General features: G+C 67.6%; 21 protein-coding genes. 1 reads left to right on the top strand and 20 read right to left on the bottom strand.

From position 1 onward, the window contains the following. Positions 1–96 precede the first annotated feature (96 nt). Positions 97–1,098, bottom strand: coding sequence for an AAA family ATPase (locus ACI2LP_RS03670; protein ID WP_404722895.1), 1,002 nt, complete (start codon positions 1,096–1,098; stop codon positions 97–99). 48 nt (positions 1,099–1,146) lie between these two features. Continuing rightward, on the bottom strand, positions 1,147–2,457 hold the full coding sequence (locus ACI2LP_RS03665) for a toll/interleukin-1 receptor domain-containing protein (RefSeq protein WP_404722894.1): 1,311 nt from the start codon (positions 2,455–2,457) through the stop codon (positions 1,147–1,149). A 207-nt stretch (positions 2,458–2,664) separates the two neighbouring features. Between ACI2LP_RS03665 and ACI2LP_RS03660 the strand changes: the two genes are divergently transcribed. Next, a complete protein-coding gene (locus ACI2LP_RS03660; protein WP_404722893.1) occupies positions 2,665–2,817 on the top strand; it encodes a hypothetical protein in 153 nt (50 codons plus the stop codon). A gap of 298 nt (positions 2,818–3,115) precedes the next feature. Here the strand turns inward: ACI2LP_RS03660 and ACI2LP_RS03655 are convergent, their stop codons facing one another. The 18 genes from ACI2LP_RS03655 to ACI2LP_RS03570 all read right to left on the bottom strand — a co-directional run bounded on the left by ACI2LP_RS03655 (position 3,116) and on the right by ACI2LP_RS03570 (position 23,901). Next, the gene (locus tag ACI2LP_RS03655; protein ID WP_404722892.1) at positions 3,116–3,721 is read right to left on the bottom strand and encodes an ATP-binding protein; all 606 of its coding nucleotides are present in this window, start codon (positions 3,719–3,721) and stop codon (positions 3,116–3,118) included. Between the two features lie 569 nt (positions 3,722–4,290). Continuing rightward, complete coding sequence (locus ACI2LP_RS03650) at positions 4,291–5,700, bottom strand: DUF6177 family protein (protein WP_404722891.1); 1,410 nt, start codon at positions 5,698–5,700, stop codon at positions 4,291–4,293. Beyond that, positions 5,697–9,689, bottom strand: coding sequence for a type VII secretion protein EccCa (gene eccCa, locus ACI2LP_RS03645; RefSeq protein ID WP_404722890.1), 3,993 nt, complete (start codon positions 9,687–9,689; stop codon positions 5,697–5,699). The genes ACI2LP_RS03650 and eccCa overlap by 4 nt, the downstream gene beginning before the upstream one ends. Continuing rightward, positions 9,686–10,783, bottom strand: coding sequence for a MinD/ParA family protein (locus tag ACI2LP_RS03640; protein WP_404722889.1), 1,098 nt, complete (start codon positions 10,781–10,783; stop codon positions 9,686–9,688). Before ACI2LP_RS03640 ends, eccCa begins: the two co-directional genes overlap by 4 nt. 10 nt (positions 10,784–10,793) lie before the next feature. Next, a complete protein-coding gene (gene eccD, locus ACI2LP_RS03635; protein ID WP_404722888.1) occupies positions 10,794–12,164 on the bottom strand; it encodes a type VII secretion integral membrane protein EccD in 1,371 nt (456 codons plus the stop codon). A gap of 13 nt (positions 12,165–12,177) precedes the next feature. Then, positions 12,178–12,429, bottom strand: a complete 252-nt coding sequence (locus ACI2LP_RS03630; RefSeq protein WP_404722887.1) for a hypothetical protein — start codon at positions 12,427–12,429, stop codon at positions 12,178–12,180. A 14-nt stretch (positions 12,430–12,443) separates the two neighbouring features. Then, entirely contained in the window at positions 12,444–13,016 is a 573-nt protein-coding gene (locus ACI2LP_RS03625; protein ID WP_404722886.1) for an RDD family protein, read from the bottom strand. Between the two features lie 201 nt (positions 13,017–13,217). Continuing rightward, the gene (locus tag ACI2LP_RS03620; protein WP_404722885.1) at positions 13,218–13,679 is read right to left on the bottom strand and encodes a hypothetical protein; all 462 of its coding nucleotides are present in this window, start codon (positions 13,677–13,679) and stop codon (positions 13,218–13,220) included. A gap of 28 nt (positions 13,680–13,707) precedes the next feature. Next, complete coding sequence (locus tag ACI2LP_RS03615; RefSeq protein WP_404722884.1) at positions 13,708–15,894, bottom strand: hypothetical protein; 2,187 nt, start codon at positions 15,892–15,894, stop codon at positions 13,708–13,710. After that, a complete protein-coding gene (locus ACI2LP_RS03610) occupies positions 15,891–16,286 on the bottom strand; it encodes a DUF6507 family protein (protein WP_404722883.1) in 396 nt (131 codons plus the stop codon). The genes ACI2LP_RS03615 and ACI2LP_RS03610 overlap by 4 nt, the downstream gene beginning before the upstream one ends. Before the next feature lie 37 nt (positions 16,287–16,323). Next, positions 16,324–16,632, bottom strand: coding sequence for a pore-forming ESAT-6 family protein (locus tag ACI2LP_RS03605; protein WP_404722882.1), 309 nt, complete (start codon positions 16,630–16,632; stop codon positions 16,324–16,326). Positions 16,633–16,643: 11 nt separating this feature from the next. Continuing rightward, positions 16,644–16,976, bottom strand: a complete 333-nt coding sequence (locus ACI2LP_RS03600; protein WP_404722881.1) for a hypothetical protein — start codon at positions 16,974–16,976, stop codon at positions 16,644–16,646. A 411-nt stretch (positions 16,977–17,387) separates the two neighbouring features. Next, positions 17,388–18,002: a class I SAM-dependent methyltransferase gene (locus ACI2LP_RS03595; RefSeq protein WP_404722880.1), complete on the bottom strand. Its 615-nt coding sequence runs from the start codon at positions 18,000–18,002 to the stop codon at positions 17,388–17,390. Positions 18,003–18,239: 237 nt separating this feature from the next. After that, positions 18,240–18,860, bottom strand: coding sequence for a class I SAM-dependent methyltransferase (locus ACI2LP_RS03590; RefSeq protein WP_404722879.1), 621 nt, complete (start codon positions 18,858–18,860; stop codon positions 18,240–18,242). A 136-nt stretch (positions 18,861–18,996) separates the two neighbouring features. Next, a complete protein-coding gene (locus tag ACI2LP_RS03585) occupies positions 18,997–20,136 on the bottom strand; it encodes an MFS transporter (RefSeq protein WP_404722878.1) in 1,140 nt (379 codons plus the stop codon). Next, on the bottom strand, positions 20,133–22,145 hold the full coding sequence (locus tag ACI2LP_RS03580; RefSeq protein WP_404722877.1) for an ABC transporter ATP-binding protein: 2,013 nt from the start codon (positions 22,143–22,145) through the stop codon (positions 20,133–20,135). The genes ACI2LP_RS03585 and ACI2LP_RS03580 overlap by 4 nt, the downstream gene beginning before the upstream one ends. A 26-nt stretch (positions 22,146–22,171) precedes the next feature. Further along, positions 22,172–22,855 (bottom strand): PolC-type DNA polymerase III, encoded by a 684-nt coding sequence (locus tag ACI2LP_RS03575; RefSeq protein WP_404722876.1) that lies wholly within the window; start codon positions 22,853–22,855, stop codon positions 22,172–22,174. Further along, complete coding sequence (locus ACI2LP_RS03570; protein WP_404722875.1) at positions 22,852–23,901, bottom strand: phosphotransferase enzyme family protein; 1,050 nt, start codon at positions 23,899–23,901, stop codon at positions 22,852–22,854. Before ACI2LP_RS03570 ends, ACI2LP_RS03575 begins: the two co-directional genes overlap by 4 nt. Positions 23,902–24,317 lie beyond the last annotated feature (416 nt).

The following is a 24,317-nucleotide window of genomic DNA, read 5'->3' as shown; positions in this document are numbered from 1 at the left end:
CCATGGCGCGAGCCATGTCGCCAATCCAATTCTCCCCCTCGGGAGACAGACGCTGTTGCTCCCAGAAGGGGTCTTCGCTCGGTTTCCTGGACATCCTCAGCCCTTCATGTGCTGAGGCTTGACCAGTGTCAGACCGCGGAGCTTCTCCCAATCGTCACCGCCGACCTTGATGTCCAACGCACGGCAGGCCCACAGGGCATCCAGGTACTCGGCCGTGCTGGGTGGCCTGATGCCGTCCTTGAAAGCTGCGGTCCTCACCTCGAGCAGTTCGTCGGCCAGTGCTTTCGCAAGGGCTTCGTCCTGCCGACTGACGCGGGTAAGCCGGGCTTTGAGATGCGCTCTGGCGATGGCCACTAGCTCCCCCGTCTTCTCCGGTTCCGGAGCGCTGGCGATGACACAGCGCCGTAAGAACGCTTGTGGCAGTTCCCGCTCCTCATTCGTCGTGATGATCACCAGGTGGCGTGAGAACGGTGCATCCTCATGAGGCTTGTGAGCCGGCTCCACGTCGACCCGGCGCCCGGTCTCGGTCACGGTGAACCCGTTGGAGGCCAGGGGAACAAGCAGACCGTTGGGTACATCGGGGTCAGCCTTGTCGATCTCGTCGATCAGCACCACCGCCCGGTCGGTGCGCCTGCCCCTGTTCCACCGCTTGTTGCTCGGGTCAGTGCTCTCAGTCTGGGCAGTCCCACGGGCCACGCGAGCCGCATGGGCCTTCCTCGCCACGGCGGCAGCCGACTTCGGTGCAAACGCCCACCACAAAGGACCGGGCTCCACGTAGGCGTCCTCGTCAACCTGCTGCTTGCTCCCCTCGCCGAACCGCGCGATCTGCGCGTCCGCGAGTCGGCGGACTCCGTCGAACGTCCACAGCAGATCCGTCGCACGGGTCTGCGACGTCACCACGTACTCGTAGTACCGCCACTTTTCCTTGCGCGCGACATACGGAGCCAGTGATGACTTACCCGACCCGGGATTTCCCCGCAACAGCAGCGGGCGGCCCGTCGCCTTCGCCACCTTGACCGCCAGTCGTAAATCCTCCGGCATGACGTAGACCAGCCCATCTCGGCGGTCAGGCATGTCCGTTGCGTTTGTCTCAGTCACCGTTCTGCTCCTCCTCCAGGGGTTCAGGCACCCGCCAGCGCCAGCCGGTTATCCGCACTGGTCGAGTAGGTCATCGATGGTGGCCTGGAGCCGGAAGGCATCGGTCTGCTGCTTGAGGCTCGGGCGCGGCTCAACCGGCACCGCTTCGGTGAGACCATGCGCCTCCAGCTCCTTCTCGTCCGGCACCTGATCGGGGGCAAGAATCACGAACCCCAGCCAGGGGTAGCGCTCCTGAAAGGAACGGGCTACCTCTGCTACGGCATCCAGCGGGAAGTCGCTCAAACTGACAACCAGGTACTCGAAAACACCCGGCGTCTGCTCGACCGTCTCCAACTCCGCCCACCGCGGCAGGCGGAACAGGTCATACAGACGCTGCGTGCAGGCATCATGCAGGCGCTCGGTCGGGTGCTGCTCGTCCCACGGCAACTCCTCCTCGTCGCCGAGCTCGGCGACCCGCCAGCTCGCTGGCTTGACGAACAGGGCACGTTTGACATGGTGTTCAGCCATCCAGCCGTCGTAGGCCGGGAAGACGATGATGCGCCCCTGCACGCCGTAGTCGCTCTGCTGGGGTAGGAAGCACTGCGCGGCGTCCTGGTTCACCCAGCCAGGTACAAGCTGCTCGGCCAGCCCACGCAGCGACCTGTCTAGAACAGGGTGTAACTCGGCAAGTGCTTGGGCGAGGACGATGCCCTGGCCCGCCGCGGCCAGGAGCCGGAAGGACAGCAGCAGATCCGACCCAATCCGCGACATGATCTGGGTCAGGTCAGCGCCTTCCAGCCCCAGTCGCTGAGCGGCAGCCAAAACCTGCTTCGCCCCGCGCTTGCTCGCCTTGTCGAGATAGGCAGCGATGCGCTCGGCCCACTCGAAGACGGCCTCATTTTGGCTCACCGGACCGACATGGGCGAACTCCTCGAGGATCCACTCGACTACCTGATTCGCCGCTGCTTCACCCCAGGGAGGTGGATTCGGGTTGGATGACCGGTCCTCGATAGCCGCCTGCAAGCGCAGCAGAGGGCCGAATCCCTGCTTACGCGCACGTTTCGTGTCAACGTTGCCCAATAGACCCGGCAATACGTGAGGCAGGCTGTGCATCACGTGCCGCGACATGAGGACCTCGGTCTCCCGCCGCACCCACTCCGAATCATCCACCGTCTTCGGGCCGAGCAGCACCACAGCCGCGTCGCACCGAAACAGCGCTGTGTAGAGCTCTTCGGCCCAAACGTCGCCCTTGCGTAGGCTCTCAAGATCCCAAAAGACCTCGTAGCCGAGCTCCTTCAGCCTTGGCACAAGCAAGTTGACTGCGTCCTCGACACACTGGTCCTTGCCCGCCCCATGGCTGATGAAGACCTGTAACGCCACGGTCCCCACCACACAATCCCCGTACTTGGCAGCCCAACCGCGGCGCCGCCTTCCCATGACCACTGATTGTGACGGGCAGTCACAGGCCGCGCAGCCGTTTGCACAAAGACCACGAGGTTGCACTTCACCGGAAGCCCCCGCGAAAGCCCCATGGCGCCGCCGCCCTGCCGCACGTCGAGCCGGGAACTGTACGCCTCCAGGTGTTCCATGATCGACGTGCCGAACCAGCCGATGGCCAGCGCAGGACGCGGCGGTGAGGTTGTCGTGGGCCACGGTCCGCCACTTCATCGACCGCCGCTCGCCGTGGCCACCGCGCAGGCCTTCGGCCAGGCCGCGCAACGACACCTCGAGATGTCCTGAGCCCCAGCAACGGCGGATGCTGAGCACCGTCCGCACGCCGAGTTAAAGAGGGACGAGCGGGGCGGGAAGGCTCCGGTGGGCACCCCAGCGCGGTTGCGGGCAACGAGGCGGTAGTAGGGCGCGTGCCGGGCCGGGTTGGTGGCTTGGGTGGTGGACCTCCACCCCCGGCCACGTACCAGCAGGTCCGGCCAAGGTCCGTAATCGTTAGGCGAGATCGGCACCGCGGCGCAGGCAGATCGCGTCGATGCCGACCCTGGTCGTGTCGGCGATATCGCCATGGGGGGGGTGTCCCCAATCATCACCAGTTGGGCGCGGGGGTCGTCGGTGATCCGGCCAGGCGGAACGCTTCGTGATGGTGCAGCACTCGGCTGGATATCGGCAGAGGTTTACCTCCAGGGTGGGAAATGCCGAGATCATCCGTGCAGGTGACGAGCGCGCGCCCTGCACGCATTGCAGCGGACGACGCCGTCACGGCGGACTCCGGGAAGGTCATGGCCATGCGGGCCGCCAACTCGAACCACGTGGTCTTCCCTGCTGAGCACGGCTGCGTTCCCCAGGCGGTCGCCAGCGCGTCCACGAGGACGAGGACGAGGCCGCGTCCGCTTTCGTCCTCCGCCCCAGCCGCTGATGCGCTCAACTCGGAGGAGTCGACGTCGGTGACCTCCACACGCAGCCGCTCCCCGGTCCACCGCACGCACACCACGCATGGCGCTCCCGTGTGCGTGATTGAGTTCGCGACGACCTCACCCGACACCAGCTCCAGGTCACCCTGTAGCTCGTCGTCCATGACCACGCCGAGGTGCCGAGCGCGCTCGACAATACGACGTCGCGCGGGCGCTACTTCCTCGACGGCGGCCGGAACCTTGAACGCGTAGGGGAACTCTTCGAGCTGGCGGCGCGGCATAGCTGAGACCTCTCGCAGGGCTGTGAGCCAGAGCATCAACGCGATTTCCCACAGGCGAACGGATCCTCGCCGGCCTAACGGGACAGTCCCGGAGGACAACCAAGTCCTCCAGCGGAAGCCCGGCCAGGCGGGGGACAACCACCATGCCCAGGAAGGGCCAAACTCCCTATCCCCGCGGTGATATCACCTCAGCAATGTCACTGCGCCTGCGCCAGCCAGGAACTCATGGCACGACGGTTGACGCCTTGCGCCACTGGATGAAAGAGCGGTCCTGGTCGTCAGTAGGCAGAGCAGAAAGGGCCGTCGACGCCCCTTTGCGGAACGAAGATCGACCCACGGACCACCTATCCCCGACCAGCTTGCAGCCGGGCAGGACGTACGGGCATCAACCGCATCCGCGAGCAGTACCTCTATCCGCATGTTGCAGCCGTCGCTCGGGTTCTGTCCGGCAGCCGAGCACTGGATCGTCCACCCGCGTCGGCAACGCCCGGCCTACATCCTGAATTGGGCAATGTCTGCTGCGGACCCCAGTCCGGCGATGGGAGCTGCCCGACCAGTGTGGATGCTTGCTACGGAGTGCGGAGGTGCTGTGTGAGTTGCTGGAGCGTGTCCCAGGCCTGGGCGTTGGTGCCGTCACCGAGGGGGTAGTGCAGCCCCGGATGGGTGTCGGGACCGAGCTGAAGGGGGCGGAGGTTCAGCGGTGGGCGGCGGGCGTGGTCGAGGCCGATGTCGCTGACGCTGTCCGGCCCGAGGGCGAAGGCGACGGGGACGGGCGGTGCTTCCAGTTGGGGAGGCACGGTCAGATCCCGGCGTCCGGCACGCAGGGAGGCGATCAGGGACATGAGGCCGTGCCGGGTGGCGAGCGTCTCGGCGAGGGGCTCGATCGCGTCCAGCGGTGGGGTCTCGTCGTGGCCGTAGCCGGTGACGAAGGTGATCTCCTCCTCGACGCCGTCCTTGGTCCGGATGATCCGCAGGGTGGCCATGGCTGGACGGTTGGGGGAGCCGATGGCGAGGAGCCATGTGGGGCTGGGAGCTCGATGGCGTGCGAGGTCCGTCAACTGGCGGGTGGACCATGGCAGGTTGATCGGCTCGGCGGTGCTCCAGCCAGCTGGAGCGGAGCCGGTGAGTGCCTGCCATGCTGCCTCAAGGGCGCGGCCGAGGACGAGTTGCTCGTCGGGAGTGTGTCGGGTGCTGAAGGAGAGGATTAGTTGCCGCTCTTCCGTCACGTCACCCTGGGTGAACGACGAGGCGGCGACTGTCACGCCGTCGTCGGCGCGGACAGGGGCGAACGTGCCGTCCTGCCAGCGCAGTACGGTTCCGGAGAGGCCGTCGTAGTAGCCGCATTCCTCGTCCTGGACGACCCAGCGGTTGGGCGCGCCCGTCAGTGCGGTGCGCGTGGCCAGGGTGAGGCGTGTGTGGGGCGGGGTGACGATGTGCAGCGCCGTTTCGGCTTCGGTGCATAGGCTCAGAATGTCGGAGAGCCACGCGGTCATCGCCACGAGCGGTCGCTCGGAAATGACGACGGCCGTGGATCCGGTGAGTACGTCCACGGCGGGCAGGGCGTCGTCGGCCGCTGGCAGCGCGGTGATGTCCGAGGTGAGCGGGACGACGGCGGTGTGTGCGGCCTCGGGCGGCCAGGTGGCGCCGCCGAGCACGGTGGTGAGACGGCCGGCGAACGATCCGGCCAGGCGTTCGGCCTCGGGGACGGCGGTGGAGGCACGGGCTTCCGTCCACCAAAACGGTGCTGTGGGTGCGCCCGGAGCCGCAGTGCCCAACAGCCGTTCGACCTCCCCCGGGGTTTGAACGAAGATCGGTGCCTCGATGGAGACCAGAGGGCGGCCGCCCGGTGCGCAGAGCTGGATCACAGCCCCTTCCGCGGTGGTGGCCACACCCAGGTCCGGCCCACCGGCGTGGAGTCCGGCCAGGACGGTCCACACATCGGGCATCTTCGGAGTGAGAGCGATGACGTCTTTCGTCACAGGGCGTGTCCTGCATCTTCCGGCTTGAGAGCGGTCTGTATCAGCTGGTTCGGCCGGCCACGGCGTACGAGCGTGCCGCGGCCCGGCGGCTGCGCGGATGCGTACATGCCCGGGAACAGCTGCCCCTCGGAGCGGTCGCCGCTCATCACGACGGCCGCCGTTCCCGTCTCGCGCAAGGTAGTCAGAAATGGCTCGTACAGAGCGCGGGATGAGCCTGCCACACGGCGGGCGACGACGAAGTGCAGCCCGATGTCCTCCGCGGAGGAGACATATGGCAGGAACGGCGCCAGCGGCTGCTGTCCGCCGGTGGTGAGGATGTCGTAGTCGTCGACGAGGACGACGATCCGCGGTCCGGTGAAGCCGGGAGCGTCCGCCAGGGCATCGTGATCCGCGGTGTCGTCGGGCAGCCGCTTCTCGAGTTCCGTCGCGATACCGGTCGACAACGCGGAGGCGAGCTTCGCGTTGTGGGCGTATCCGCCTCGGTACGGCTCCGGGACCACTCCGCGCAGCCCGCGGCGCGGGTCCACGACCGCGAAGACCAGCTCGTCCTCCGTATAGCGATCAATAAGCTGCCGGGCGACGAGCTTGAGGAGGTTGGTTCGGCCGCACTCGGTGTCGCCGAGGATGAGCAGATGCTGGTCGTGCTCGAACAGGTCGAGGAGCACGGGCTCCAGGTCGTCCTGGCCGAGTCCGATGGGGATCCGCTGCGGCTCCGCGTCCACGGTCGGCAGCCGCTCGGCAGCCAGCCTGGTTGGCAACACCCGTACGGGAGCAGCAAGTTCGCCGTGCCAGGTGGCACGGACGGTGCGAGCGGCCTCCTCCAGAGCCGGACCGATCCCGACGGCCGAGGCAACGGCGTCGATACGGGGCAGGGCGACCTGGGCGAAGAGCTTGGCGTCGGTGAGGATCCGCCCCGGCTCGTCGGGGGCGAGCGTCTCGGAGAGTTTGCGGTCGATGCCGGAGTCCGCCGGGTCGTTGAGCCGCAGTTCCGTGCGTGTGCCGAACAGCGATTGGGTGGCGATACGGACGTCGCCCCAGCGGAGCATGCCGGCGACGATGTGTATGCCGTAGCCGCTTCCCCTGCGCAGCAGTTCGGCCACCGTGTCGTCCAGGTCGTCGAAGTCGTCGCGCAGCGCGCCGAAGCCGTCGATGATCAGGACGATGTCGGTGGACGGCAGCTGGGGAACCTGCCCTGCGGCGCGCAGGGCACGAAGCTGGTCGATGGAGTCAATGCCCAGCTCGCGGAAGAGTTCCTCCCGCGCGCCGAGCATGGCGCGCATCTCCGCGACCGTGCGTGCGGCCCGCTCGCGGTCCATGCGTCCGGCGACCCCGCCGACGTGCGGCAGCCCGGCCAGGGCGGCGAGGCCGCCGCCGACCAGATCGAGGCCGTAGATCGCGACTTCCTGAGGTGTGTGGGTCATGGCCAGCGAGAGGGCGAGCGTGCGCAGCAGGGTTGTCTTCCCCGACTGCGGGCCCCCGATGACGGCGACATGGCCGCCGGCCACGGTGAGGTCGAGGTTCCAGGGGCCTTGCCACTGCCGGGCCGGGTCGTCCAGCAGGCCCAGCGGCACGCGCATCGTCCCTGAGGGCCGGGCGAGGTGGAGGCCTCGCTCGGAGGCCTCGACAGGACCGGCGGCGGTATCGAGGGTGAGCGCGGAGGGGAGCGGGGGCAGCCAGATCCGCCGCACGGGTGCTGCCGGTGCCCGCAGTTGGTCGCCCATCACCGACATCACGGTCGGTCCGGTCTCCCGTTCCCGCATCTCGGGAACGGTCGCGGCCGCTGTGTCCAGACCGGCCAGCGTGTTGAAGACACCGTAGGGAATGGCCGTCGGCTCCTCGCTCACCGCCTCCCGCAGAGCAGGGCCGCGGTAGGCCCCGGAGACGTACCCCGCTTTGAAGCGTTCGTACGTGGAGGTGTCGACCTTGAGGTAGCCGAAGCCGGGCAGCGGCGGGAGATGGAACGCGTCGGTGGTGTCCAGCACGGTGCGCGACTCGTCGGCCGAGAACGTCCGCAGGCCGAGCCGGTACGAGAGATAGGTGTCGAGGCCTTTGAGTTTGCCGCCCTCGATGCGCTGGCTGGAGAGCAGCAGGTGCACGCCGATCGAGCGGCCGATCCGGCCGATGGAGAGGAAGAGATCGATGAAGTCCGGCTTGGCGGTGAGCAGTTCACCGAACTCGTCGATGACGACGAAGAGATGCGGCAGCGGTTCCAGTTCCGGCTTCTGGGCGCGCAGCGCCGCGTAGTGCCCGATGTCGGCGATGTTGCCCGCGTCCTTCAGCACCTGCTGGCGGCGCTTGACCTCACCGGCGAGGCTGGTGTGGACGCGCTCGACGAGTCCGGCCTGATTCTCCAGGTTGGTGATGACACCGGCGACGTGCGGCAGGTCCGCGAACGGTGCGAAGGTCGCGCCGCCCTTGTAGTCGACCAGAACCAGGGCCAGATCCTCCGGCGGATGGGTGGCGACCAGGGCGAGGACGAGCGTACGCAGCAGCTCACTCTTGCCGGAGCCGGTGGCGCCCACGCACAGACCGTGCGGCCCCATGCCGAGCTCCGAGGACTCCTTGAGATCCAAGAGCACTGGCTCGTGGCGGTCGTTCAGGCCGATCGGCACGCGCAGAAAAGCCCGCTCGCCCCGCGGCGCCCACAAGGCGTCCAGATCCAGGGCCGCCGGATCGTCCACTCCGAGCAACTGGGCGAAGTCCACGGGGCCGGAGACAGGTGTGCCCTTGGATACGGATTCGGCCGACAGCCGCAGGGGCGCCAGCATCCGGGCCAGCCCCTCCGCGCCGGGCGCCGTCAGTACGTCGAGGGCGCCGTGCGCCGGACGGGCCTGGGGGGTGCGCAGGTCCTCGATCGTCACCTGGTCGCCGTCCACAAGGATCCGTACCGCCACCTGGTCGGGCTCCTGAACCTGCTTTTCCAGCAGATGCAGCACCGTGACACCCATGTCGGAAAGGGTGACCGCCTCGTCGGGCCGGGGGAGTTCGGCCGCATCCTGTCCGTACTCGTCGCTGATCACCACGAGCCGGCCGGTCATGCGCAACGCATCGCGGCTGGACAGACCCCGCCGTACCTCCGCCGCGTAGGCGGCACGCCCGCGCAGATCCGGCCCGATCAGTTTCGCGAGCTGGGTGAGGCTGGGCGCGGTGCGCCGGGCAGCGACCGGGCCGTCGCCGCTGTCGAGGGCCAGCGCATGCGGCAGCCACTTGGCCCATGCCCAGTCGTCCTCGCGCTCCCCCGGGAATCCGAGGGCCACAGCGACGTCATCCGGCGAGTGCGCCACTGCCGTCTGGACCAGCAGGGTGCGGGTGACGCGCACGACGGCTTCGCGATCGCCGATGATGCTCACATTGCCGACGCGGTCCAGCGGGACGGTCAGCGGGAAGTCGGCGGCGGCCGTGAAGCGTGAGATCAGGGCGTTCGCCTCGTTGAGCATGAAGGGATCTGGCGGTGTCAGCACACTGCTGCCGCTCTGCTGTCCGATCGTCAGCTCCTGCTGAGGGACCGTGCCCGTGCCGACCCTCATCTGCAGGAAGTCCGCGTCCGGGCGACGCCGTTCCCACAGCCGTGACGGGTCGCGCACGATGTCGTAGAGCGCCTTGGGCGGCGGGCTGAGCAGCCGGGCCGTTTCCCTGCGTTCCCGCTCCAGGCGGCCGAACTCCTGGCGAAGTTCCTCCAGATACTCCAGATACCGCTCACGCTGGGACCGCCGGGTGCGCTGAGCTTTGCCGCGCTGGGACACGAAGAGAGCGACTGCTCCCAGCAAGGCGAAGACGAGCACCACCGCACCGATGGCGGCGAACTGGCTGTTGCGGATCACCGTCATCATCACGACCGAGCCCATGACGCCGGCCATGGGCAGCATGGCTGTCGCCGCATTGCCGATCTTGCCCTCGGGCAGATTCGGCGGCGCCTCGACCGTGACGGGGGCCGGCTGCGGGAGCGGATGCGTGGAGCGGGCCGGCCGGTGGATCAGACGGTGGGTCATCGCAGCGCCGCCGCCCGCCGCAAGACCTCAGCGGCCAGCAGGGTGGCGCTCTGCCGGGTGGCCTGTCCCAGCAGATCGGTGCGGACCGGACCGCCCGCCGCCAGATGCCGGTCGTACGGAATCCCGATCACGGGCACGCCGGTCTCCTGCAGATGCCGGGCAGCCGCCTTCAGATCGGTCGTCATGTCCGGCGAGACCGAGGTGAGTGCGACTACCGTGCCGGGCAGCGCGGTGCGCGGCAGGCCCGCCATCCAGTCCAGCACCGTCCGCGCACCCACGACCCCCTCCACGGTGGCGGGGGCCACCAGAACCCGGCCGTGGGCGGTGTCCACCGCGGTACGTGCGATGTCGCCCGGAAGCGATTCGCAGTCGATCACTGTCACTCCGAAGTAGCGGCGCAACGCCACGGTCACCAATCGATAGGTACGGATGTCGAGTTGAGCGCCCACACGTCCCTGCCCAGCGGGCAGCAGCCACCCGCCGTCTTCCAGCGGCACCAGATAGCCGGTGATGTCGGTCAGCTGCATCGACGGCTTCAGGATCCGCGCCAGATCGGCGCACGACCAGCGGACCGACTCCGCGCCCAGCCGCACCGGCAGCGTGCCCAGGGCCGTATCGGCCTCCAGGCTCAGCACCGGGTCGTGCCGGTAGTGATTGAAGATCCGGCTCAGCAACGCGGACACGGTGCTCTTGCCCGCCCCGCCGCGGATGCTGGTCACCGCGATGTGCCGCCCGGTGGTGACCGGTTGCTGCAACTGCTCCGCGATACGGGTCGCCTCGGCGACGTCCCGTGCGGCGGAGGAGGTCAAGCGGCGAAGGGAGTGCCCGGTGCGCCGGACCACGGAATCACCGTGCTGAGGGCGGCCTTTGACGAGGGCGAGCCGCGGATCGATGACGGGGACGGACTCGGGGGTGGGCATGGGGGATTGGGGGGCCGGGGTGGCTCCGGTCACGGTCGGTACCGTCGCTGCCGGAGCCGCTGGCGCGGCGGTGCCGGGAGGCTGCGGATCGTCCGGTGTTGTGGCCTGGTCCGGCACCGCACCCGGCTGCCGCAGTTCCCGCAGTACGTCCCGCTGCCAGTCGCCCCCCGCCATCGCGTACCCCCTACCGGAACGTGTCGAGCAGACGCCCGTACACGCCGAACACGCCGATCGCCAGCGGGAACAGGAGAACGACTCCGACGGACTCCGCCACGTCCCCGATCCGCCGCAGACGCACCCGTACATGCTCAGCAGGCTCCACTGCCAGCACAACGAGTCCGGCTGCTGCCAGCCCTGCCACCAGGGCGAGCGCCCCGTACCCGGCAGAGTGCCCCAGCCACAGCATCGTCAGGCGGACCGCGAGAACCAGCCCCACGGCCAGGAGCACCACGACCTCGGCCACGAGCGGAAACGCCCGCGCGCGCAACAGCAGCACCACGGTCACGACAGACGCCAGGACGACGGTCCACGCGTTCCGCTCGCTGACCACAAGCAAGCCGGCGGCCCCGGCGGAGACCGTAACAATCATCGTCGTCAGCACCAACCCTCGATGGGCGGCCGCCAACGCTGTGGCGACCTGATGCCGACTCACCGAAGCCCCTGCAGAGCGCGTGTCGTCCAGCCGGGTCAGCCCGGCGCCCATCAGGGCCACACGCGGCAGCACCCCCAGCACCACCACGGACGTCACTGCCAGCACCGTGCCGAGCCTGGCTTGTTGAGCCGCGGTTTCCGCGCCGCTCTGCAAGGCGGATACGACCTCCCAGCTGAGGCCAATCGCAGCGACCGAGCCCGCGCCGAGCATTCCTCCGCGCCCCAGCGGCGAGAACCAGCCAAGGAGGAGCAACGTCAGCGCGACGGCTCCGGCCACACCGGCCAGCCGCTGCGGACCGGACCATTCATGTGCGTCGGCCAGCAGCCAGGCGCCCAGCACGGCCAGCGCACCACCGCTCGCGACCAGGGTGGTGGCGAGCCCACGATTGCCCAGCCGGCCGGCCAGAGCGCCGCAGCCCGCCAACACCACTGCGATGAAGGGGAGGACAGCACCCACACTCGCCGCGGAAAACTCGCCCCGTGCCAGAAGCGCCGCCGTTGCGGCCAGACACACCGTGACGACTCCCGCCGTCACCCTCCGCGCCGCGGGCTGCCACCGCCATGCCCGTACGCCGAGATCCTCGGCCACTTCATCGGTGACGTCATGCACCACCGCGGCCGACGGCACATCCTCCACTCGCACCAGCCGCAGCACCGCACCGTCAGGAACGGCTGCCGTCGCCAGTGTGCTCTCCTGAGGGATCACCGAACCGTCGGTGGTGACCAGCTGCCGCAGCATCGGCTGGGCCGCTACCCGGTCGCCTAGCAGCCGCATAACCTCTGGCAGCAGCCGCCCTATTGGTTCATCGGAAGGCAGCACGAGATCTATGCGCCGCCGGTCACCCACCAGAGTGACCCGGCTCAACTCCGCACGCTGCACTGCTGCCGCCCCCAAGATCACCATCCGATCGAACTTATCACCGAGCAGAACTGCTCACCGGGCCCGGCACCGCCCCCTGCCCCTGCCCGGCCAGCCGGTTCGAGATGAACGACCACCCCACACACCCGGCACACAACACCGCCGCGATCACGACCCCGGCGAACACTTTCCCCAAACGCTCGTTGGCCGAGCGCCGCCCCCGCTGGGCACCGAACAGCAGGGCGTCACACATCCGCCGGCGTCGAACCGATACCGACTCCAGCAACTGGCTGTCGTAGTCCTGGGACATCAGACCTGTCCGCCCTACCGCTCCACGGCCATGGTGTCTGCGACCTTGTCGTGCAGACACTGCTGGAACGGCTTGTCCCAGCAGCACCACAAGGGGTTCAACAAGTTGAGAACCGGGATGACGATCGAGACGATCCAGAACAGCTCCCGCAGGACAGCACGCCAGAATCCGACCGGTTCCCCTGTCTCACGCCGGGTGATCCGTATGCCGCAGATCCGCTTGCCGAGCGTCATCCCGAACTTCCCGATGCTGAAGGGGAAGTACAGCGTGAGCGACGCGGTGATCCAGGCGACCAGAAGCGTCCGAGGCAATCCGGACTCCTCCGGCCCCAAGAGGTCGATCCACATCGTCAGCGGTAGGGCGAGCACCCAGTAACCGGCAAACCAGAAGACAACGTCGAGCACCCGCGCCCCAAGCCGCGTCCCCACACTCGCCAGAACGGGCAGCCTCGGCTCGGGACCGCTGACGGGGTAGACAGGGAGCCCAGCGCCGAAGTGAGCGGGGTACTGATCCGTCGCGGACGCGAACTGCCACGGCTGCTGCCCGGTCCCGGGAGAACCGGGCGACGGATAGGGCGGCAACGACATGTTGCTCCTTCTGTATTGAAGCGGCATTCAAGAGAATGTCGGTGAAGGGACTCGACTCGTGGCCACCAAATCGGACACCACCAACCCGTTCACCAGGTTCTCCACCGTTAAAGCACGCCTATGGCCCAATACTCAACCCGTGGGTCAATCAGAGCTAAGTGTTCCCTTCGCGCGGCAGAAATCATCACTGGCGAGTTGAAGTTAGGCGTTGCCAATTGGGCGAGTCACGCCCAGTGAAAGTTCCGCATTGGCAATCATTCGAGTGACCTCGATCGGCAGATTGCGAAACTCCACCATCACGACATCGGCCGGATCGACCCGATGGAGGGACTGATCGAGCCCGGTGGCTTCGATCACATACCGATACCCCCGCGGCGCAGCCGCATCGTCCGCGACTACCCAGGTTGCGCCATGGCGATGAACAAGGACGTCGGCTAGGTATGAGGTCAGATCACTGTGCAGCGTTGCCCAGTCGGACTGTTCGAAATCGGTCAAGGGAAGTCGGGACACGTAATTTTGGAGCGTCGCAATGAGATTCAGCGGATCGCTGGAGTACGCATCGCGCGGGACTCCAAGCATGTCCGCGATGGCAAGCGCATTACTGTGCCCGCCCTCACTCCAATGCTGAAGTTCGGATCGGGGTTCCTGAGAGCTGCCCTGCACGTCTACTCGCCTTTCGGTGGCACGTGGATCACGGTGTCTTCTTGGGTGTTGGGCCGTACTCCACGAATATTATACGTGCCTGGATGAGGTACTTTCGGAGCTCGAGAGATGGCGGTGCATGAGTGAATATCCAGCGAGGATCGAAGCCGGGGTCCATTTCGCGTAAAGCGAGATCCTTATGAATCTGCTCCCTGATGTGCTTACTCAGTGGAACCTCTACCTTGGTGGTCTGATTCCCTCCGTCCTCCAGCTTGATTGTCCGATACTCCTGGTAGGTTTTGATTTCCATGGCAAGGGTTCTGCCATCGGGCAAATCGACAGGGCTGTCTACCTTTCGACCCCCTGCGGCTTCCACTGGGTAAAGGGGATGCTGACTCGTGGGGACGGGATAGTGCCGCTCCGGCCCACCCCCATACATCTCACGGAAGAAGACCTCCGCGGTGGACCACCGCGTCCGCTTGTCACGGAGAGCCCGCACTTCGGCCAGGGACAACTGCGCCTGACCTGGAGGCAATGCCGGACGAGACCAGTCAGGTTCTCCCTGCGGTGCACCCTGGTTTGCCTCGTCAGCTTCATCAATACCGGCGGCAGGAGAGTCGCCGTCATCGCTGCCGGACTGCGCGGCTCCATTCTCCGAAGCATCAGGCTCGCCCGCTGACCCGTGCGAGCTGCCCCGGTCGGCACCTTCCGCCAAGCTGTTGCCGCCAGACCCGCCACCGCCAGCTGGTGCCTGACCGTCTCCCGAATGCGCACCGCCTCGAACAGTCGGTCCTCCGCGCCCGCCTGCTTCGTCAGCGCCGCCGCGTCCACTCCCGACCGGAGCATCATGGTCGACCCTGTCGGAGGGACCACGACTTGCCTGCGCGGGCAGCCCGTCGCCTGCATGGGCGGTGCCGCCAGGGGCATGGACCGCCCCGACGCTCGCCGGCGGCCGCTCACGGGCGCGAGCGGCGTCGTCCAGGGCGGCGCGGTCTGCGGCGGACAGTTCGGCGGCGGCCCTCTCCGCAACGCTGCCGTCCGGCTTCGTGATGACCAGTTCCCCGTCCACCGTCCGCAGGATGGACCCGTCCGTGAGCCGGACCGACCCGTCCCCGAGGTCGGGGAGGTCCGGGACGGCCTTCCGGAGGCCAGCCGTAATCTCCGCGATCTTCGGCGCGGCCGCTCCCGCCGCCTTGACCGTCGCCGAGACAGGGTCGAGCAGCTCACCGATCTTGGCTGCCGTGCCCGCTGCCTTGGCACCGAGGCCGGCCTTGGCCGCCGTTCCGGCCTTGAGCGGACCCACGCCGAGGGTAAGGACGTTGAAGACGACCGTGGCGGAGGCGCGGGCCGGGTTTTCGCTCCACATGTCCCAGGCAACCAGGCCCTTGGCGAACTCCTTGGCGTCATTCCTGCTCTGCTGACCGAACGGCGTGTCCCCCAGGCCCCCCGGACGGTCGTTCAGGGGGTCTTGCAGGAAATCGCCCGCTCCGATGAATACGCGGCCCAGGGCTGCCCATGTGTCGGAGGCATCCGCGCCGATGCCCACCAGCGCGCCCAGGCCCTGGATCGTCCCCCAGATGTTGTCGACGATCAGCCCGTCCCAGACGAAGCTCTTGATGTGCCGGTCGATATTGCCGGGCAGGAACGTGCGCTCCTCGACCGAGCCCCAGGGAAGCTCCGCATCCTTCAAGGCATCGGCCGAAAACCCGTACATGTCCGGTTTGTTGGATCCGTCGTTGGCCCGGTACTTGATGCAGCTGAACAAGGCCATGATCTTGTTCGCGGCGGTGCGTTCGGCTTCCCAGAACGCGGTCGTCGTGGCCGTGACGCCGTTGACCAGCTCCTCGTTCTTGTCGACCTTGTCCTGGTCACGTTGCCAGTTGTTGATCAGGACGTGGCCGCGCTTGGCCTCGGCGACGAAGGCGATCGCCTCGCTCCGCAACTGCTCAAGCCGGGCCACCAACGGCCTGATCTCGTTCGCGTACTCACCGAGCGCGCGGGCCACGCTCTCCACATCGCTGCCGAGGTTCTCCCCGGTCGTCTGCACCGCGGCGGTGGTGGCGAACAGCTTCTCGGCCTCAGGGGCCTCGTAGTACGAGGCCAGTGACTGGAACCGGTTGTGAATGTCCGAGCCCGTGGAAGTGAACCCGGATCCGTCGGCGTCGAGTGCCGCGACGGCCTTCTCCAGCACCTCCAGGTTTCCGGTGAACCTGGGTATGTCCTCCGGCTTGATCACTTCGCGCCCTTGCCGTCGACTCCGGGCATCTTGAGATCAGGAATGTCGGGCGCCTTGAGCGCCTCGCTCTGGGCTCGCTGTGCCATCTCGAGGTTGCCGGCTTCGTACGCGGCCGCCGCCAGGGTGGCGCCCTGCAGAGACTTGGCCGCACGCCGCTGCATGAACACCAGCTGTTCCCTGCGGGCCAGCGCGAACTGCATGAGTGCGGCCCCGACGAGTCCCGGGGTGCCGTCTCCGTCCGAACCCTCCTGGCTCAGTGTGCCTGCCCCCTTGGACGCGCTTTCCAGATCCGAGGCGAAGGCCTTCACCTGCGCCGGCAGAGAGTCCACCGAGATCGAGGTCACCGCGAGCGTGCCCTTCACCCCGGCAGGCTGGATGTCCCAACCCGTCACGTCATCCCCCTAGTTGTGAGCGGCCGAGTTGACCGGGTCAGCCGATGGCGTCCACTGCGGCCTTGGCCCTGGCCAAGGTGGCCTGCGCGGTGGCGTCGTTCTGCTCCAGCGTCGTGCGCACCAGCTTGATGATGTTGCGCACCTCGTTGGCCGCCGCGTTCCAGCGCAGTTCCTTGCCGTGGTACTCGTCCGAAACCCCGTCGGCGGTGAACTCCGTCATCGCGGCCTTCACGGCCCTGTCCCGGTCTGCCAGCACCTGCTCCAACTGGCCGACGATCCCCTGCAGCCCGCCCTGCACCTCCACGGATGCGCCCGTGTCGTAGCTGCGCCGGTCGTCACTTGCCATGAGAGATCCCCCTATCGCCCGGAGAACCGGGCAGCGTCGAAGTTCGCAGAAGCCATGTGCTGGGTGGCGTTGTCCTCGGTCTCCTGGTCACCGGTACCGAAGGCGTTGTCCATGCCGGACTGGCCGCCCAGGATCGACTGCAGCGATCCGTTCAGCGCAGCGGTGATCTCGTCCGAACGGTTCTTGAACGAGTCGAACGCGACCTTCCCCGCCCCGTTGAACTTGCCCTCCAGCGGCTCCGCGGCAGCGATCAACATCCGGATCAGCGTGCCGAGATCGCCACTGGAGCCCACCGTGCTGTTCGTCAGTCCGGACAGCGTCGTACTGCCCATGTCGAACTTCATGCCCACCCCCGTGTGGTCTGTCGGAACGTCAGGTCGAAGGCTGTTCTGCTCAACAGCCCACCCACATACGTCACTTCCGACACTTGTAGTCCGCGCATATTAGCCAACTCGAAGTTGCAAACGCCACGCCCTTGTCTCCACGGTGGCGCGAAACACCCCATGGCACGTGAGGCGTGAGCGGGAGTTGACGGCAAGGTTCGCGACCGGCCCGTGCCGTTTGCAAGTGCTGGCACCAGAGTCGGCCACCGACACCAGGGAGCAAGCGTGCGACAGGCGAGGTAGGGACTCCGCCCCCTCTATCAATCTTCCGTACATGGATGGTGCTCCTGGATGACTCGGTGATGGCTGCCTGCTGGGCGTGGTCAGCCGCTGCTCGCACCGGACCCTGTGACGTGCGGCGTAGGGCGCTGGTCACGCGGCAGGTGTTGGCGTTGGACTTGTCGAGTGCGTCCGGCGGGCCTGGATGAGTCGGCACGAGACGGGACTCTCACTGCTCTCCGGGCCGATTTCCGTAATCGCTTCAACGGTGAAGTTGTGCTCCGCGAGGAGGCGCTCCCAGGTTTCGGGTGCCAGGACCCACATCCGCACAGGCAGCGTGCCTGCGCCGGGGAGCGTCAGCTTCTCGGTCCGCGGCGTCACAGTCGTGCACGGGCCAACGCCGGTGACGGAGGTGTGGAGTACGGAGGCCACCAGCCGCGCGCCTGGCCGTGTGGCCTCAGCGAGCGCCGGAAGCAACTGGTGCGGGTCGACATACATGAGGCCGAGCACGGAGTAGATCACGTCGTACGGGGCGGCGAACTTGAGATGGTCGACGGCATCGGCATGGTGGAAGTGCACCCCGTTCAGGTGCCCGAAGTGGTGTTGTGCTCGCTGGAGTTGGGTGGTCGAGTAGTCCACGCCTTCGACCAGTGCGCCGTGGCGGTCCGCGAGATAGGCGGCGTGCCGGCCAGAGCCGCAGCCGAGATCGAGGACCCGCTGCCCGGCGACGTCGCCGAGTACCTCGACACCGGGGCCGGTGCCGTACATGGCCCAGTCCCAGGAGTCAGGGATGGGGCACGGCTTCTGTCGCTCAAAGTAGTGGCGGCCCACGGCCTCCCACGCCTTTTGGTTGACCTGGTCTGCGTTCGCCGCTGCCCCCTCTGCTGTCAGCTGGGCAGCATGCAAAGCGCCGGCGTTGGTGGAGGCTTGATCGGGTTGTCTGGCTTTCAGTTGTCCTGTCACAGGCGCTTCCTTCCTCGATGGGCCCGGCGGGCGGCGGGGTGGTCAGGGGCGCAGGGCATAGCAGCACAGCTGGTCGAGATTGACTGTGCGGCAGCGTGACCAGTTCGCTGCGAGTTGCTCCGCCTCGGCCGTGGTGAGGCCGCGGTTCTTTGCCTCTCCTTCCAGGCAGCCGGCCAGTTCCGTAACGACCCAGAAGATCCCTCCGGGCGCCAGGAGGGAGCGCACTCGGTGCAGGAAGCCTGGCTTGTCCTCGACCCACCGGTAGACCAGACGGCAGGTGATGACCGAGTAGGCAGGCTCATGGAGCTGTCTGAGGTCGTCGGTAGCGAAGTCCAGGAGCTGGAAGGCGATTTCACCAGCATTCGGTGGTGTGGCTGAGGCGGTCGCGATCGCTGTCGGGGCGCAGTCAATAGCGGTGACGCGGTAGTCGAGGCGCTCGTGCAGGTGCCGGGCGAGCTCGCCGGCGCCGCAGCCGATGTCGAGCGCCGAACGCCCCCGGCCGGGCCCGAGGTAGCGGGCGAGTACCTCTTCCTCCTGGGAGATGAGCGGCCGGTAATGGCGGCCATCCCGCCACAAGGGCTCCCAGTACGTGACGGCGCGCTGTGGCACGTCGGTGAGGCTTCCTTCGTCGAGGCGGCCGGGGCGCGGTGGGGTGGGCGTCATGAGGGGCTCGCTGCATCGGCTGGGAGGCTGGGGGCCGTGGGGACTGCGCGGAGGGTACGGATTGGGGAGGACCAGAGGACGAGGAACGGTGCGATCAGGGCGCAGGTGATCACGGTAAGAGTGGGGCGCAGGCCGATCAGCGTGCCCGTTCCTCCGGCCAGGAGGGCGGCGAAGGGCCGCAGTCCGAAGGCGAGCCACGCTCCGGTGGACTGGGCCCGGCCCTGGAGATGATCGGGGCAGTGTTCCTGGCGGACGCTTCGCTGCAGGCCCCCGTGGGCCACCGCGGCGCAGGTTTGGATGACCATGCCCGTGCCGATGGCGAGTTGTCCGCCCAACCCGGGCCCGGCGAGGACGAGTGGGACCTGGGCGAGGGGTTCAGGGCAAGGGCAGTGAGCATGACGGGCCCGGCTCCCCACCGCCGCTCCAGCGGCCGCCATGCGAGCGCGCCGAGGAACCCGCCGGCGCCGCCGGCGCCCATGGCGATGCCGAGCGCGGTCGGGCTCCACGACAGTTCGCGCATCAGATACAGGGACCAGATCGCGGAGCTCGCGGCGAGTACGAACGACGTGGCGGCGTTGGACAGCACGATCGGCCGCACCACCGGTGCTTTGAGGGTGTAGTCGAGTCCCTCACGGATCTCTGTCCATTGGCTGCTGCCCGCGGGCCGGGGTGCGGGTGCGGGTTCGCGGTGGCGGATACGGAGCAGGCACCAAGCAGAGATCAGGTAGGTGACCGAATCCAGCGCGATCGCCCGGGCGGCGCCCAGCGCAGTGACCAGGAGCCCGCCGAGGTTGCTGCCGGCCAGGTCTGCGAGCGAGTTGGCGGCTCCTAACTTCGAGTGGCCTTCTTTGAGTTGCTCTCCGTTCAGGAGGGTTGGGAGGTAGCTGATGGAGGCGTTGCTGCCGATGACGTGGAGTGCGGAGATGAGGAACGTGACCACGTACAGCTGGCCCAGGGTGATCTCGGCGAGCCATTGAGCGAGCGGAATGGTGGCCAGCGTGGCGGCGCACAGCACGTCACAGCCGATGATGATCGGCCGCTTGCGGTAGCGGTCAGCGAGCACGCCTGCATGCAGGGACAGCAGCAGCTGCGGCAGCTTCCCGGCGAAGGCGATCAACGCGACGTGCATGGTCGAGGCGTGCAGTTCCACCACCGCGATCACCGAGGTGCCGATGGTGGTGATGCCAAACCCGGTGACGGTGATGGCCTGTCCGCCCCAGTACCTGCGGAAGTCCGCATGCCTCCACAGGCTGTCGGCCGACGCGGTGTTGGTCATCGCGCCCCGCTCTTCGCCGATCCCTGCGCCTTCGCGAGCCCGTTCTGGGAGGGCAGGGCAGGGCTATCGAGCGCGTACTGGGCTGCCTGAATCTGGTAGAGGTCGCGGAAGACCTTCGGACCCAGGGTCCTGTCGGACAGCAACTCGTCGAAGGATCCGGACTCCACGACACGTCCGTGGTCGAGAACGTGGATCAGGTCGGCCGCACGGACCGAGCCGAGCCGGTGCGTGATCAGGATGACCGTCTGTCCCGCGTCAGCAAGCGCGCGGATCTGTTCGAAGAGCTGCTGCTCCGCCTTGGCGTCGAGCGCGGAGGTCGGCTCGTCGACGATGAGGAGTTCCCCCTTGCGGAAGTGAGCCCGGCCAAGACCCAGGCGCTGCCACTGACCTCCGGAGAGCTGGTGACCCCCCTTGTAGCCGCGGGCCAGAAGTGTCTGCCAGCCGCGCGGCAGCTCCTCGATCAGCTCCTCCGCTCCCGCGTACTGGACGGCCTGCTCCAGCAGGTCCTGACTCATTGGCGCCTCAGGGCGTCCGATGCCGATGTTGACGGCCGCCGTGAAGGGCCAGCGGTAGAAGTCCTGGCCCACCACCGCGACGCGCGAGACCAGCTCCTGCCGGTCCGCTTCTGCGGCATCGACGTCGTCCCACAGGATGCGGCCCGAGTCAGGACGGTAGAGCCCGCACAGGAGCTTGATGAGGGTGGATTTGCCGCTGCCGTTCTCACCCACGAGTGCGACGATCTTCCCGGTGGGGATGGTGAGGCTGGCTCCGTTGAGGGCCTGCTTGTTGTCCTTGCCCCGGTAGGTGAAGACGACTTCTTCGAAGCGGATCGCGCCCAATTCCTTGGGCAGCGGCAGCCCGCCGACCGGGATGGCCCGCTCAGCGGCCTCCTCGCACAGCCGGTGGAGGTCCCCGACGAACAGGGATTCCTCGTGGAGGTAGTTGACCTGAAGCACCAGGTTGTCGAGGCTCGAGGATCCGCTGCGGATGGCGAGGACGGCCGTGCCGCCGACTGACAGGGCCATGGCCCCGGTCCACAGCAGCCCGCCGAGGGTGGCGTACGCGGCAGCGGCGGCGAGCCCGGTCCAGCCCGCTGCAATCAGACCGGTGCGGGCGGCGAGTTGGGCGAGTCTCTTCTGTTCCGCTTCCTGGGACTGGGACATGGCCCGGAAGTGGTGGAGCAGGAACGGTCCGACGTTGTGGACGCGGATCTCGGGGGCCGCTTCGGTGGAAATCAGCAGGCGGCTGATCAACTGTCCGGCTCGCGAGTGCTGCACCCAGACGTGGAAGGACATGTACCGGCTCCGGGCCACAGACAAGGCCGCCCACGCGCTGGGCAGCGTCATCGCCACGAGCAGCGGCAGCAGCACCGGGTGCAGCACGGCAAGCACTCCGGCCGCAGCGATCAGCGACATCAGTGCGTTGATGACGTTCTGGCAGTACTTGACCATGCGGCGGGCGGAGCTGGCCCCGTACGAGGCGCTGTCGAGGAGTTTGTGGAACTCCTCATCTTCGACGGCCTCCAGCTCGACGTTCGCGGTGTGCGACAGATACCGCTCGGTGGCCACCCGCTCGACCTTCGGCTCCAGTTGCCCGGTGCCAGCGGTGGACAGGGCCCGCAGCACTGCCCCGACAAGCGCGGTGACGCCGGCGACGGCCAGGGCCGGGGCCGCCTCGGTGAGCCGGTCGGCCGTGGTGCCTGTGCCGAGGAGGTGGGCGAGGACCCGGTTCACGGCGATGAGGCCGGCCGCCTGACTGACGCCCCGGCCGATCTCCGAGAGGGCCACCAGGCGCAGTGCTCCCTTGTCCGCGTGCCACGCCATCTGCGTGGTGGTGGCGAGCAGGTGCGGCAGCCGCGTGAGCATGGACCGTAAGTTCAGCTGGAGGAAGGCCTCTTCGTGCTTGTTCCAGCCGAGGTCGTAGCGCAGCGGCCCGCCGAACAGCAATTGCTCGGACTCCGAGGGCTCCGCGGGCGCTGTTGCTTCGGCACGGGGTTTTCGCTTCGCCATAGTGGCTCCTGTTGCAGGTGGTGGGGTCAGGGCAGTTCGAGCTGGGTCGGCTGGGCGGCGCGCGGAGTCCGGCTGGCCACACGGAGGAGTTCGGCGACGCTGCTGATCGTGTGAAGGCGGGCGGCTTCGGTCAGCAGGGCGCGGAAGAGGGCGGCGGTGACCGTGACGTCGTCCATGGCCCGATGCCGGTTTGGTGGCTGTGGGATCCCGTGGTGCGCGAGGAGCGCATCGAGGTCGTACGCGGGCAGGTCCGGTACGACGTGCTTGGCGAGCAGCCGTGTATCCACGATCCGCGTGTGGGCCAGTCGTGGGCACGCTTCCCGGTAGGCGTAGATGATGTCGGCTTCGGCCGGCGCATGGTGCGCGACCAGGAGCACGGGACGCTCGGGCAGCGCCTCATCTAGCGCCCGTAGTACTGGCACCGCAGTAGGGGCGTCGGCGACGTCCGCAGGCGTAATGCCCGTCTGCGCGGTGTCGAACGGCCGGATCGGCGCATGCGGGGGCGGCTTGATGAGCGACTGGAACGCGAATCCGCTGCGTACCGGCCCTCTGCCTGGGGTGTGCTTCAGCCCCAGGGCCGCGACTTCGATCGGCTCAGGGTGGGTGCCCTTCGGAGTAGTGCCTTCGAAGTCGAGAACCACGAAGTGGGTGTCCTGGAAGTCCGGATCGTCGGCCAGCCGACCGGGGCCGGGCAGAGCGGTGTCGGTCATCGGCAGTCCCCGGGCCGGGCGGCTGAGGTCTTCAGCGCGTCCTCGAGGTCGTCCAGGTTGTCGAGGAGGCGGCGGATGCTGATCTGTTGCTCCTGCCAGTGCCGCTTCAGGTCCTCCTCGGCCTCGTGCGGCAGGTCATGCTCGGCGGTGGTCGCGCCGTAGAAACTGCACAGCATGTAGAGCAGTGCGATCCGCGCGCACGCCAGGACGTCGGTCAGGGGAAGGCTCGGGTTCTCCGAGCGGTAGGCGGACACCATCGCTGTCGCGCAGGCAGGCCACTGGATACTGGTGGCGATCGTGCGAGGGTCGAGTGCCGCGCGCCCCAACTCCCAAGCCGGGAAAGCCTTGGCACCGCGAAAGTCGATGACTCCCGTGACGACATCGGTGAGCACGAGCATGTTGGGTCGGGTGAAGTCCGCGTGCAGCGCCTGCTCCACCGGATCCTCCGGCAGCCCGGCTCGGAGCCTGTCGACATGGGTCCACAGGTCCTGGCGGCGCTGATCCAGCTGGTCACGCAACTGCGCCAGATCGCCATGCCCTTGCCGCCTGGCCGAGGACAGCACCCTGCTGCACTTGGTCACGGCGTCCTGGACGGGCCCGGTTCGCCATCGGGACGGCTGCACGCGTCTCGGCAGGGGATACGCGGCGAGGACCCGATGCATGCGCCCCAGCACCATGCCGATGTGCTCCGCGCGCGCAACGCTCATCGCCGTGGCGGCCACCCGGCCAGGAGCCTCGTCGACCACGGCCCAGGCGCTCCCTTCGGCCAGGGCAATCAGATTGCCGTCGCGGTCGGGCCAGACACGCGGCACTGGAAGATCAGCCGCACGGCAGAACTCCGACATGTCCCACGCTGACCTGGCCGCATCCAAGTCAGCAGTCGACGCGTACTCCTTCACGAACAACCGCCCGCCCTTGGCAGTCAGAACCCGCCGGTTGATGGTGTCGGTTCCCATTGGCACCGTCTCGACCGTCTCGACGGTGATCCCGTACTGGTCGGCCAGGACATCGGCCACCAGCTCCTCGTTCCAGTCCATGTCGTCCATCCCGCTCACCGCCCCTCTCGGGAGGACGGGCGGCGAGCCGTGAGCGCGGTGAACGCGTTGTCCTCAGTGAGCACGCCGCCTGTGGCGGACTCCGCCAATACGGCCTTCACCGCAGACTCGAAGCCGTCTCGGTGCTCCATGAACAGGTGCGGGGCTGCGAATGACGTGGAGTACAGGTAACCGACGACTTCCTCGGCTGCCGTCCTTCGCCGGCCGATGAATGGTCGGCGACGATGCGGAAGCTGCTGGTCACCGACGCCATCAAGCGGTGGACCGTCTCGGACATGTCGGTCACTGTGGTGCATCCTCCCGTTCACGAAACGAAAGCGTGACACCATGCGTGATCGCTCGATCGCACAGGGTGCTGTTCTGTGGGTGGGCAGCTTGCCAGCCGCCACTGACAATGCGGTCCTGGG

The sequence above is a fragment of the Streptomyces sp. NPDC019890 genome, from assembly GCF_044903445.1.
In the GTDB taxonomy this organism is placed as follows: domain Bacteria; phylum Actinomycetota; class Actinomycetes; order Streptomycetales; family Streptomycetaceae; genus Streptomyces.
Note: the sequence above shows the minus strand (reverse complement) of the source record. Positions and strands in the feature narration are given on the sequence as shown.

Excerpts from the sequence above, each read along its gene's own strand:
- eccCa (WP_404722890.1), bottom strand. The coding sequence starts at position 9,689 with ATGACCCACCGTCTGATCCACCGGCCGGCCCGCTCCACGCATCCGCTC.
- ACI2LP_RS03590 (WP_404722879.1), bottom strand. The coding sequence starts at position 18,860 with ATGACGCCCACCCCACCGCGCCCCGGCCGCCTCGACGAAGGAAGCCTC.
- ACI2LP_RS03570 (WP_404722875.1), bottom strand. The coding sequence starts at position 23,901 with ATGGACGACATGGACTGGAACGAGGAGCTGGTGGCCGATGTCCTGGCC.
- ACI2LP_RS03585 (WP_404722878.1), bottom strand. The coding sequence starts at position 20,136 with ATGACCAACACCGCGTCGGCCGACAGCCTGTGGAGGCATGCGGACTTC.
- ACI2LP_RS03580 (WP_404722877.1), bottom strand. The coding sequence starts at position 22,145 with ATGGCGAAGCGAAAACCCCGTGCCGAAGCAACAGCGCCCGCGGAGCCC.
- ACI2LP_RS03630 (WP_404722887.1), bottom strand. The coding sequence starts at position 12,429 with ATGTCCCAGGACTACGACAGCCAGTTGCTGGAGTCGGTATCGGTTCGA.
- ACI2LP_RS03655 (WP_404722892.1), bottom strand. The coding sequence starts at position 3,721 with ATGCCGCGCCGCCAGCTCGAAGAGTTCCCCTACGCGTTCAAGGTTCCG.
- ACI2LP_RS03600 (WP_404722881.1), bottom strand. The coding sequence starts at position 16,976 with ATGAAGTTCGACATGGGCAGTACGACGCTGTCCGGACTGACGAACAGC.
- eccD (WP_404722888.1), bottom strand. The coding sequence starts at position 12,164 with ATGGTGATCTTGGGGGCGGCAGCAGTGCAGCGTGCGGAGTTGAGCCGG.
- ACI2LP_RS03660 (WP_404722893.1), top strand. The coding sequence starts at position 2,665 with ATGATCGACGTGCCGAACCAGCCGATGGCCAGCGCAGGACGCGGCGGT.
- ACI2LP_RS03595 (WP_404722880.1), bottom strand. The coding sequence starts at position 18,002 with ATGTACGGCACCGGCCCCGGTGTCGAGGTACTCGGCGACGTCGCCGGG.
- ACI2LP_RS03575 (WP_404722876.1), bottom strand. The coding sequence starts at position 22,855 with ATGACCGACACCGCTCTGCCCGGCCCCGGTCGGCTGGCCGACGATCCG.
- ACI2LP_RS03605 (WP_404722882.1), bottom strand. The coding sequence starts at position 16,632 with ATGGCAAGTGACGACCGGCGCAGCTACGACACGGGCGCATCCGTGGAG.
- ACI2LP_RS03625 (WP_404722886.1), bottom strand. The coding sequence starts at position 13,016 with ATGTCGTTGCCGCCCTATCCGTCGCCCGGTTCTCCCGGGACCGGGCAG.
- ACI2LP_RS03640 (WP_404722889.1), bottom strand. The coding sequence starts at position 10,783 with ATGGCGGGGGGCGACTGGCAGCGGGACGTACTGCGGGAACTGCGGCAG.